The organism is Microvirga sp. P5_D2, assembly GCF_054049475.1.
This window is the reverse complement of sequence record NZ_JBFUMH010000167.1, coordinates 1-11,378: the sequence shown is the minus strand read 5'-3', so window position 1 is coordinate 11,378 and position 11,378 is coordinate 1. Positions and strand designations below refer to the sequence as shown.

The window sequence follows — 11,378 nt, the reverse complement described above, 5'->3', positions numbered from 1 at the left end:
GTTCAAGATCCTTTCGGAGTTGCGCCCTGTAGGTTTCGACCGCCTCCCACATGCCTGCACCGGAGGCGGTCCCGCTGGCGTTCGGGATGCCTGACAGTGCGCGGACGGTTCTGCGCATCAGCCCTGTGCGCGTTGAAGTGAGTGGAGCTTCCACGGGCGTGGCCTCCTCTGCGCGTTCCAAGATCCGATCTCTTTCAGCCGTTCGGCCTGGAGGATCATTGATCGGCAAGAGGCTTCAGGTCCAGAGAGAGGCAAGCGCTAATCTAGCAGATCGGGCGAAGGTCGCGTCGGCACTCTCTCGGCAAAGGAGAAAACGAGCCCCGCATGCGGGTTTTACGGTGCGCTTCCACGTGCTGCAATCGGCACCAATGTCAGGTATCATCGCGTGAACGGCAGCTCCAAAGCGAATTGCCGTAAAAACATGCCAAGTCTGTCGACGGCTCGTGCTTGCGGACAACGTCGACACGGGACTACAATGGCCATGTTGCTTCAAGTAGTGACGTTGCAATAGTACCTCCGCCCATCTTGCCCGGCGAAAGATCCCTCAGGGCAGCCTGCGTGATGCCGAAGTACAGGGAGAGCGACTTCATGATGCATGAGAGCTCCGTGATGAGCATCGTCAAGGATTTCATTCTCGATGAGTTTCTTCCTGGCGAAGAACCCAGCATGCTCACGCCGACTACGCCGCTGGTCTCCACCGGCATCATCGACTCCCTGGCGACCTTGAAACTCGTCACTTTCCTTGAACAGCAGTTCAATATCCAGGTGAAGGCTCACGAGGCGGATGAGGAGMACCTGAACACCTTGCAGACGATCTCTGAACTGGTTGCTTCGAAGCGTTGACCAAATTGGCCGTGCTGTGCCCACGAGGGTCCGATGTCAGTGAGGCTCCATCACTATCTTGAGAGCAGCGCGCGGCAGTGGCCCGACAAGATCGCGGTCCAGGAGACCGACGGCAGCTCCATCACCTATCAGGAACTTGATCGCTTGTCGGATCGGCTGTGTGATCGACTGATCGAACGCGGAGTGGGCCCCGGCGACCGCGTCGGTTTCTGGATCCGCAAGTCAATCGATGCGGTGGCGACGATATTCGGCATCCTGAAAGCCGGTGCGGCTTATGTTCCGGTCGATCCCACAGCGCCGTCGGCACGCAACAGCTACATCCTCGCCGATTGCGGGGTAGCGGTCGCGGTCATAGAGAGCCGCTTCGCGCCGATGCTCGCCGAGGATGCGTTCTCGCCGGGAACCTACCCGGTGCTTCTCGTGATTGGCGATGCGGGCGGCGGCGGCCACCTGCGCGCCATGCTCGATGAGGAGGATCGCAGCGCCCCCGCGAAGGAGAGTGTTTCGGCGGACGTCCAGCCGGACGACCTCGCCTTCGTGCTCTACACATCCGGCTCGACCGGCAAGCCAAAAGGCGTGCAGCTGACGCATCTCAACGCGGCGAGCTTCGTCGAGTGGTGCTCGGAAACCTTCGACCTGGTGCCGACGGATCGGTTTTCCTCGCACGCCCCCTTCCATTTCGACCTGTCCGTCTTCGACATCTACAGCGCCCTAAAGCACATGGGCACATTGGTGCTGATAGGCGAGGAGGCTGGCAAGAAGCCAGCCGAACTCGCTCAAGTGATTGCCGACTTCAAGATCACCGTATGGTACTCGGCGCCGTCCATTCTGAGCCTGATGGTGCAATCCGGCACGCTTGACAGCCGAAACTGCTCGGCCTTGCGGTTCGTTCTTTTCGCCGGAGAGGTGTTCCCGGTCGTTCACCTGAGATCACTGGTGAAGTGCTGGCCTCATCCACGCTACTTCAATCTCTATGGGCCGACGGAGACCAATGTCTGCACGTTTTATGAGGTCCCGAAGCCGATCCCTGAGGATCGTACAGAGCCGATGCCGATCGGCAAGGTCTGCTCCCACCTTTCTGGAGTCCTCATCGATGAGGACGGAAGTGCGGTCGAGACAGGCAAAGAAGGCGAGTTGTGCATTCACGGCCCGGCGGTCACGCGAGGCTACTGGAACCTGCCGGAGCAGTCGCGAAAATGCTTCATCGATGTGGCGGGCAGGACATTTTACCGGACAGGCGACATAACCAAGGAGGATTCCGACGGCAACTTGCGCTACCTCGGCCGCAAGGATCGCATGATCAAGAAGCGCGGGTTCCGGGTCGAGTTGGGTGAGATCGAGGTCTGCCTTTATCGGCACCCCGATATTTGGGAGGCCGCCGTCGTCGCGCTGACGGATGACGCACTGGGTATGAGAGTGCATGCCCATGTCGTGTCGAAGGAGGGCAGGAGGCTCTCGCTTATCGAGATGAAGACCTTCTGCTCCGAGCATATCCCTGTCTACATGATCCCGGATCGCTTCAGCTTCCATCCTTCGCTTCCCAAGACCTCGACGGACAAGGTCGACTACCAGACCTTGAAGTTTTGGAGTGAGGGCTGACCCGTGGACTTCACGTGGACCGAAGAGCAGGCTCAGTTTCGCGAAGCTGTCAGGAAATTCGCTCTTGAGGAACTCAACGATGGCTTGCGTGACCGCGACAAGCGGGGCGAGTTCAATCTCGACGGGTGGCGCAAGTGCGCGGAATTCGGAATCCACGGACTTCCTGTCCCGACGGATTACGGCGGGGCCGGCGCCGACCCGCTGACGACCGTGGGTGTCCTTGAGAGTCTGGGCTATGGCTGCAAGGACAATGGCCTGATCTTCTCGATCAACGCCCACATGTGGACGCTTGAAATCCCGCTTTTGGATTTCGGCAGCGAAGAGCAGAAGCGGATATACCTGCCGCGCTTGTGCGATGGCAGCCTTATCGGCGGAAACGCCATGACGGAGCCGGGCTCCGGTTCCGACGCCTATAGTCTGCAGACAAGGGCGGAGCGGCGTGGCGACCGCTATGTCCTGAACGGCAGCAAGACCTTCGTCTCGAACGGAACCATCGGCGATTTGATCATCGTCTATGCCACCCTGGATCGATCCGCAGGGCCAAACGGCATCTGCGGCTTTCTGGTGGAGAAAGATTACCCTGGGTTCAAAGTCGGCCATGCCCTGGAAAAGATGGGCTTGCGGACATCGCCCATGGCCGAACTCTTTTTCGAGGACTGCGAGGTTCCGGTCGAAAACCGTCTCGGCCGAGAGGGGAACGGGAAGAATCTCTTCACGCACTCGATGAACTGGGAGCGAGCCTGTATCCTGGCCAGCGCGGTCGGAACGATGCAGCGATTGCTTGAAACATCCATTCGCTACGCGAAGGACCGTAAGCAGTTCGGTCAGTCGATCGGCAAGTTTCAGCTGATCGCGACGAAGATCGTCGACATGAAGATGCGCCTGGACCAGGCCCAGGCCGCGCTGTATCGGACAGCTTGGCTGCAAAGCAAAGGGAAAAGCATCTTTCTCGAGGCCGCTCTCGCGAAGCTCACTATCAGCGAGAACTGGGTCAGATGCGCGGAGGACGCCCTTCAGATCCATGGCGGTTACGGCTACATGACCGAGTTGGAAGTCGAACGTGAGCTGCGAGATGCCTTAGGCAGCAAGCTCTACTCGGGCACTTCCGAGATCCAAAGAATTATCGTCGCGTCACTGCTGGGCCTGTAGGATGCCTCAACTCGAAGTGGCTGGCTCTCGACCGGCTCGCGGTCGAGGCGCTTCCTTACTTTAGCTGTTTGGTAGGGGTTCGTTGTTAGGGCCGGGTGTGTTGGACGATCGAGGAGTATGTCTGGCGCTTTGAGTGGACGGTTCGCTCATTGCCTCGTCGAGGGAGGACCTGATGCTGTCTATCCATCCGCAAGCCCGCACCACTCCGGCCGTTCGCGACGAGATTGCCCGCTCACCCGAGCCGACGGGCATACTCGCCAAACGCTTCTGCGTGAGCACCGAGACCATCTGCAAATGGCGCAAGCGCGGAGCACAGGACTGCCAGGACCACAGCAACCGGCCGCACAAGCTGCCCTGGAAAGCCACGGACGAGGAACGTGCCACCGTCTGTGCCCTGCGCCGCTCGACCGGCTTTCCCCTCAATGATCTGACTTTTGTGGTCACGCAATTCCTGCTGCGTCGCAACCGCGATGCCGTCTACCGCATCCTCAAGGCTGAGGGGCTCGGCCACCTGCAGTGGGCTCATCAGCGCAGGCGCGAGAGCGGCACGCCCAAGGAGGATGACCTCGGCTTCGCGCACCTGGACATCAAGCACCTGCCCAAGCGACAGACCGCCAACGGCGAGCGCCGCAGGCGCTATCTGTATGTCGCCATCGACCGCTGCTCGCGCTGGGTGCATCTGGCTGTCAGAGATGATGAGCTAACGAGCAGCGCGATCGCCTTCCTCAAAGAGGCGATCCGTGCTGCTCCCTTCAAGGTCACGCACGAGCTCACCGATAGAGGCTCATGCTTTCCAGCCAGCGCGGTCAAGACCGCCATCGCCAACAAGCTGGCTCGGATCGGCTGGGCGGTCCTGCAGGACAAGGAAGGATACTGTGCTCCGGCGGCTGCGCCCGCGTAGGCAGCCTTTGGAGCCGGACGAGACATTTGCAGGATTGGTGAGGTGGTGATGACGAACCAGTCGAGCCGGGGGGCAGAGCAGCCCGAGAAGGCCGTTTTGCTCAGACGCAGCATAAACGATGGCGACCTGATCCGCGAACTTCATCAGGACCAGCCGTCATGAGGCCGCATATCAAGGCCGAACACAGGGCGGCACCCGACCAAAGTGTCAAAACACCAAGAGCCCTCTTGCCACACAGGCGCCGTCCACAGACGGCCTTATACGCCTTTTTCGGTTCGCGAGTTAAGCCCTGTGTCCAGGGTGCGCTATAGCTTTCAACGGAAAAATACCTAGCAGCGAACACGATTGCCATGATGTGGACGAAAGAAACGACATCGTGGACAATGTCGCAGGCTACCTGCCACGCAGGCGCACTAGTCAGAGGCCAGCAGAGTCTCCGCTCCCTCAAGGCCTCGGTTTTCACTACGTCCTCAGCAATGAACTCAGAGGAGGTCTGCATGAGCCCAGAGGAGATCAAATTTGTTGTCGGCACCACACCCCACACCCACCCAGACCGAGGACGCAACCTTTACGATTTCATCCGCAAGTACCGCTTGACTCGCTGCCTTGAACTGGGATTTGCCCACGGGGTCGGGACCGTGTGGATCGCCGGAGCCGTCCAGACCCTGGGCAGGGGCAAAGTCGTTGCTGTCGACAACCATAGTGCATTCGAGCGCACTCCGAGTGCTCAGGACCTTATAATTCATGCCGGGCTGGAGAGCCTGGTTGACCTACACTACGATCCAATTTCGTATACATGGCACCTGATGAGAAACCTCGAAGCGTATGTGCTGGAGCCATTTGAATTTGTGTTCATTGATGGGGCTCACACCTGGGACACCGATGGTTTCGCTTTCTTCCTGGTCGAGAAAGTGCTCAGGCCTGGAGGATGGATCCTGTTCGATGATCTGGACTGGTCCTATTCGAAGAGCCCTGCAGCACTGCAAAAGGAATTCGTTCGCTCGATGACAGACGAGCAGAAAAACACAGCCCAGATCCGACAGGTGTGGGAAAAGCTTGTTCTTCAGCATTCTGGATTTGGCAATTTTATCGAAGATAACGGCTGGGGGTGGGCCCAGAAGCTTGCAAACTCGAGCGATCCACGGCTCTTGGAGATCAAAACTACGTCGCCATCGCTGCCAGAGCGCCTTATTCATAAGCTGCTAAGCAGATAGATCGTCTATCAGCTCAGGAGTCAAAAGCGCCCAGCAGTATTCCATTGGGACTGTTTCTTGCGCCTGGTAAATCTAAATTAGCCTCACAGATTGTGATAGCCGCGCCGGCGCTTGACTCTGTCAATTGCCTCCAGCGCCTCACCGGCCTCGATCTCGCTATCGGACACCTCGACCAGCTCCTGCCCTTTGGTGCCGATCCTGCCCCAGTTGCGCACAGTCCCGAGCAGATCCCGCTCGATCGTGAGCACATAGAACCGCGCCGCGCGCCTCTCTCGGGTACGCTTGTGCAGCACGAGGTGGTGCTTGATCGGCGCGAGCGCAGTTCGAGCATCGGACGCTTACACGGATGCATATCCTGCAGCCCTGAGATAGTTCCAGCATTCGTTTGTTTCGAACAAAATTGCAGATGTCGCCAAGGGTGCGCCAGAGCCCGTCAACGGTTCGGGTTTCGGCTTTGCGCAGATGCGCTTTGATCTTTGCGAAGGCCGGCTCGATTGGGTTCAAATCGGGCGAGTAAGCTGGCAGGAATAGGAATCAGGTGCCTCGTTGCCTCAGACACTCCGCCGCTCGCACACTCTTGTGGACCGCGAGGTTGTCGAGGATCACGAGGTCGCCTTCCTGCAAGGTCGGCGCCAGTTGTGTCTCAATGTAAATGTCGAACGCCAAGCGGGTAATCGGGCCGGCGATGATCCAGGGCGCACACAACTCATGGCAGCGCAGCCCAGCGATGAAGGTGTGCGTCTTCCAGTGACCGAAGGGTGCTAAAGCGCGCAAGGGTTGGCCTCTGCGGCTACGTCCGCGCAGGCGCGTCATCTTGGTATTGACGTACGTTTTATCGAGAAACACCAGCCGATGCGGGCCTGACGCCGAGCCCTCCAGACGCGGCGTTCATCCCGAATGTCGGCGCGTGCGCATTCCGTGGCCATCTAGGCTTTTTTATACGTGAAGCCGTGCCGGCACAGCAGACGTGAGAGAGCCGCCGGGCGGGGTAATTCCATGCTACTCCAGAAGTCGAGCCGCGAGTTCGGGCATGGCGATGTCCGGCTTGGTCTCGACGGCTTGGATCAGAAACGTCTCGTAGGGCGAAAGTCTTCTGTGGTCAGGCGGCCGGCCCTGACGTGCTGGGGTTGGTGATCCCGACTGTCGCTGGCGCTGCAGCAGCTTGATGGCGAAGCTGTTGCTCACCCCAAAGTGGCGCGCCACCGCCTGGCAGGAGTGGCTGGCTTCAACAAAGGCCACCACCCGCACACGCAGATCAAGGGAATAGCTCTTGGTCATGATCCACTTCCTGGCCTCGGAAGGGAAGCACTCCTGCGCCCCGAAGGGAAGCCTTTCAATCGGCGTTGCCGTCCGATGCTCTAGAGCGTGGCGCATTGTCAAGTCTTCCTCCGGCGCGGGTTTTCCTGCCGGCACTGATTCATAACCGTCGGAAGCACGCTCATCGAGACAGGACGCTCCGATAGACGTCGAGCACCTTTCCGGCATGGGCGCGGGGCGATACCTCTTCGGCCAGTTGGCGGCGTCTCCCTTCGGATAGGATGACCGAGTCCCGCGATGCGAGAGTCTGCATGATCTCATCAGCGAATTGGTCCGCTGTCGCTGCACGCTCGACGATCCGCCCGCCGCCCCAACGCGAGAAGATCTCATTGTGACCGGCGTCAGCGGTGGCGACATAAGGAACACCCAGCAGCATCGCCTCCACCAATGTGCGGCCAAAGGGCTCAGCAAACGCTGGAGCGATCAGCACATCCAGAGGAGCGATGTTCCTCTCAGGCGGTGAACGGAATCCGGCAACGAAAGTCCTCTCGGCCAACCCAAGCCGGCGTGCGTGAGTCGATAGCGCTTCAGCTGTGAAGCCGCTGTCACGCCCTGATAGAACGAAACGGGCGCGAGGGTCTCGCTCGGCAAGCGCGCCACAGATATCGAGGAAAAAGTCAGGGCGCTTGCGGCGCGCGAATGTGCCGGCGAAGCCGACGAGAACGATCGCGCCATCGCCCAGCCATCGGTCTTCCAATTCGGCTCTGCAGACGTTTGCATCAATGTCTGCGCCTTCCGGAAAAGGATTGACGATGTTGTGCACCCGATCATCGGGCAAAAATGCCAAGTTGCGCCGGCAGGCTTCCGAGATGCTTACGACGGAGCTGGCCATTGCGATGAGAATTCTGTTGGGCCAGGCCCTTTTCTCGAACTGCCGATGATGATAGATGACTGGCATGCCGATCATTTTCCCCGGCACTCCCCAGGACCGAAGTGTCCAAATGTCATTGCAATGCAGAACGGCGTTTGAACCATACCGCCGCAAGAACCGCATTCGCGCCGGAAGATTTGTAACATCGGCTAGAAGGGAGCGCACACTGGCTGGTGGATTCAAGATCAGATGGACTTCGAGGCCGGTTCGAGCGGCCTCCTTAGCAACAGGCGACCCTTCCGCGGCGACGATTACTGACCGCAAGCCATAATCGTCCTCAAGCGATCGCGCCAAGTTGAACGTGGAGATGTGGCTTCCGCCGACGCCAAACCCGGTGAAAGGGAAGATGATCGGCCCAATCGGCGCGGCTTGCGTTACATCCGGTGCACTCTCGTAAGGTATGCTACGCTGGGCCTGTCGGTTGGCCCGGATCGGGTGGTCCTGCGCCTCCTGGCGGTCAGGTTCGCGAGATTGAACTTGGCCCACAACGCGCTCCTCCAACCTACGGCTCAAGCGTATCATCGGCGTCCGGTAGAAAACAACCTTGTTCGGCCCAAAGCACCGTGAATGCTTGAAGGGAGGAGGCTCCCGCGCAAGTCTTTTAGGAAACCGGGGTTGCTTTGAGCTGGGCGATGTTCGCCCTAGCGCGTTGGCAAGCCCAGCTGCTGAGATCGACAAATATCCAAGAAGGTCGGTTCATTGCATGCCGTCAGGGCTTGTCTCGTCAATCGGTGTTAGCCCCAAATTTGCTTGAAGAAGCTTTTCGCAAGAACTAAGCGGTTGTCACTCAAGCTTGCGCGGATTGGGGGCGATCCTTCTCAAATAGGTCAGCCCATCTCTTGTCCATACTGTCCGGGCTGAACTTTAATAGTCCAGCATTCGGCGTGAACGACATCTCGCCAAAATAGATCTTATCGATCAGATATAAATCAACTCGTACATAATTGAAGCTTCTTGATAGTGCATCAGAAACGAATAGGAGCTCGTCCAAACTTTCTGGGCGCGGAAGTTGTTCGCTTGGGATAGATGGATATCCTTGAGTCATGTCGATCGGATCCCAATTTGATGTGAAGTAATTGGCTTTTTGAGCTTCAAACCGATTGCTGACGACTTGGACAATCTGAGTTAACGTTCCATTTTTTCTGAAGCAGTGGACCTTGTAGTCCTTTGGCATTTTGCCCTCATCGGACAGGAGCGTCTCAAACAAAATGCGTGGGGATATTTCACGGTAATGTCGTTCCCTCAGCTTCGTGTAATAGTTCTGCGATAGCCAATTGCGTGCCTTGGTGCGCAGCGCTTTGATATCYACTTCACTCTTGTCATATACGAACTCGTTCCACTTCGACCCATGACTGGCTTTCATGGCAAACGAAGAAGGGAGATTTTCAAAAGCGAAGTCATCGATGTCAGTCGTGACGGCAAGGAGGGGGATGAGGTATTTCTCTCCCACAAGTTCCTTCACATAATCACGAGCTTGAATTTTGTCGGATAGTGGCGTGAATAAAGCTGAGGGATAAAGTCTCCGAAAGGCCATTCGATCAGTGAAACGGCTTTGTCTCATGAGATCAGGAAGCCGCCTGTGAGCGCGAAAATGATTTTGATAGACGAAAGCTTTATCGTTCAGGTGCGGCTCAAGAAAACTGACGAGTGTCTTGATCAATTTCACCTCCCGATGGAGAGTGGAAGCTGAGCACGCCTTTTCCTTCTCGACTTTGACGTAAGAGGGTGCCGCTCAAAAGCATACGAAGATTTCGTGGGCGGCTTTCTTGAAGAAAACAAGCGGGAAGTTTGGCGGAGCAGTCCAGCTTTTGGATTGAGGCGATGCAAGCTTCCCGGCAACTCTCCTATCGTTCGCAGAAGGCCGTAGGTTCCATCACCTTCAGCAAGTCTCGCTAGCATATCGAACAAGCAGGTTTTTCTCAACTTCGGCGAAGCGGTTGAAAATTGCTATTTGGCGCCATCGGATGCGGAACGTGCTGCCATGGGCGTCGGGCATGCTTGACGGTGTGGCCGTCCGGGGTTGTGTGGAGCTGGCAGGACCTACGGCTTGCCGTATCTTTCCCGCGATATCACCTCGAGAGCATGGGTAGCCGCAAAGCGGTAGGCCTCGTTTCTCAAAAGATGCAGCAGCAATAGATCCTTGTCGATCCTTTCACCTCTGCCGAGCATCAGGGATTTTATCCTTCGCAGCATTGGCCTGATTCCGCCCTCAAGCGGCAAAGGCAACAACGAAAAGCGGAGCTTCCGCCTGATCCGCTCGTAGGTTTGCAGGCTCATCAGATCATGTTGTCGCTCGTAGTCGCCTTCCAAACGGCTGCACMGTTCCTCAAGACCGATCTGGCGATCAGCAGGCGAGACCTGAACAATCCCATCCTGTTTGTGGTGATAAATTGGCCTGAATTGGAGAGGTCTATCAGTTGATAGCTCCAGCAGGACCGAATAGGAGCGATCTTCTTTATTTCGAAAGCTACCGAAGTCGAAAAAGAAATTTCCAAGACTATAGAAAATCAGTGATCCTGAATGAATCTCGTATCCTTGTGGAACGTGAGGATGAGAGCCGATGACGACATCGGCTCCCAGATCGCAGAGGTGTTTGTAGCGATCTCTCCATCCTTTTTGCGGGATCGGATAATATTCAAGGCCAGCATGTGAGAAGACGATGATAAGGTCGCTTTCCTTCCTCAGCTGAACAATAGCCTTGTCTATTCTGCTGTCGTTGATCCATGCGAACCCTGCCCCTTGCGCCCTATCGAAACCGTCAATGATTCCGAATTGAGCTTCGGCAGCATTGAGCATGGCGACCCGGAATCCCCCGATCGTTCGAAGAAGAGGTTGGTAGGCTGCCGCAGCGTCGAAACCGGCCCCAAGCGTGTCAAGCCTGGCCTCTCCTGCCAATTTCAGCGTTTCGGCCAAGCCAGCGGCTCCGTAATCTATGATGTGGTTATTCGCGAGAAGCAGCAGATCGAAACCCTGAGCTCTTAGTCCTGCCACCGTTTCGGCGCGCTGCTGATGACGTATGCCAGACTTGGGCTGGGGCTTGCCGGAGCTTTGAACCGGCGCTTCAAAATTCCCAATGGAATAATCGGCATTGACTATGATTTCGGCCAAGTCCGGTGCGCAGACTCGACCGCTTGCGCATCCGTAATTCACGATATCGCCACACACAAATATCGATGCCATTTCAAAAGCCCTTTCAAACATAGCAAACGCGGAGGTTTCTCATGTCGTTTCCGGTGGGCGTCCAAGTGTTTACGACGCAACGCAACTGGGAGTGCGTTGCAAGGCCGAGGCTGGTCAGCGATACCGCGAGCCTTTGGCACTGACAGGATGATCAGACGATCAAACGGTGCGTATGATGCGCAATTCGGATCCATACCTTCCTTGTCAGGATACGCTGCGTGTGCGCCGCCGGCTTTTACGTGAGCCTGCGATAACTACGAGTCTTCCAAGACTCGGAGTGGCTAGATACCTGCAAGCCCTGTAT

The 11,378-nt window shown here is 57.2% G+C and carries 9 protein-coding genes and 1 pseudogene; 5 read left to right on the top strand and 5 right to left on the bottom strand.

From position 1 onward, the window contains the following. Nucleotides 1–588: 588 nt before the first annotated feature. The 5 genes from ACXJKO_RS26065 to ACXJKO_RS26045 all read left to right on the top strand — a co-directional run bounded on the left by ACXJKO_RS26065 (nucleotide 589) and on the right by ACXJKO_RS26045 (nucleotide 5,706). Nucleotides 589–843 carry an acyl carrier protein gene (locus ACXJKO_RS26065; RefSeq protein WP_457093962.1) on the top strand — a complete coding sequence of 85 codons (255 nt, stop codon included), beginning with the start codon at nucleotides 589–591 and terminating at the stop codon, nucleotides 841–843. A gap of 33 nt (nucleotides 844–876) precedes the next feature. Then, nucleotides 877–2,442 carry an amino acid adenylation domain-containing protein gene (locus ACXJKO_RS26060; protein ID WP_457093961.1) on the top strand — a complete coding sequence of 522 codons (1,566 nt, stop codon included), beginning with the start codon at nucleotides 877–879 and terminating at the stop codon, nucleotides 2,440–2,442. A gap of 3 nt (nucleotides 2,443–2,445) precedes the next feature. Further along, the gene (locus tag ACXJKO_RS26055) at nucleotides 2,446–3,591 is read left to right on the top strand and encodes an acyl-CoA dehydrogenase family protein (protein WP_457093960.1); all 1,146 of its coding nucleotides are present in this window, start codon (nucleotides 2,446–2,448) and stop codon (nucleotides 3,589–3,591) included. Nucleotides 3,592–3,763: 172 nt separating this feature from the next. Continuing rightward, nucleotides 3,764–4,492, top strand: a complete 729-nt coding sequence (locus ACXJKO_RS26050; RefSeq protein ID WP_457093959.1) for a DDE-type integrase/transposase/recombinase — start codon at nucleotides 3,764–3,766, stop codon at nucleotides 4,490–4,492. A gap of 497 nt (nucleotides 4,493–4,989) precedes the next feature. Next, entirely contained in the window at nucleotides 4,990–5,706 is a 717-nt protein-coding gene (locus tag ACXJKO_RS26045; protein WP_457093958.1) for a class I SAM-dependent methyltransferase, read from the top strand. Nucleotides 5,707–5,789: 83 nt separating this feature from the next. Here ACXJKO_RS26045 and ACXJKO_RS26040 read toward each other — a convergent pair whose 3' ends face one another. From ACXJKO_RS26040 to ACXJKO_RS26020, 5 genes and pseudogenes are all read right to left on the bottom strand, one after another. Next, nucleotides 5,790–5,999: a WGR domain-containing protein gene (locus tag ACXJKO_RS26040; RefSeq protein WP_457093957.1), complete on the bottom strand. Its 210-nt coding sequence runs from the start codon at nucleotides 5,997–5,999 to the stop codon at nucleotides 5,790–5,792. 45 nt (nucleotides 6,000–6,044) lie between these two features. Further along, a pseudogene (locus ACXJKO_RS26035) lies at nucleotides 6,045–6,984 on the bottom strand (IS630 family transposase). 160 nt (nucleotides 6,985–7,144) lie between these two features. Continuing rightward, on the bottom strand, nucleotides 7,145–7,930 hold the full coding sequence (locus ACXJKO_RS26030) for a glycosyltransferase (protein WP_457093956.1): 786 nt from the start codon (nucleotides 7,928–7,930) through the stop codon (nucleotides 7,145–7,147). Nucleotides 7,931–8,681: 751 nt separating this feature from the next. Continuing rightward, nucleotides 8,682–9,554, bottom strand: coding sequence for an ATP-grasp fold amidoligase family protein (locus tag ACXJKO_RS26025; protein WP_457093955.1), 873 nt, complete (start codon nucleotides 9,552–9,554; stop codon nucleotides 8,682–8,684). A gap of 380 nt (nucleotides 9,555–9,934) precedes the next feature. Further along, a complete protein-coding gene (locus ACXJKO_RS26020; RefSeq protein ID WP_457093954.1) occupies nucleotides 9,935–11,074 on the bottom strand; it encodes a CapA family protein in 1,140 nt (379 codons plus the stop codon). Nucleotides 11,075–11,378 lie beyond the last annotated feature (304 nt).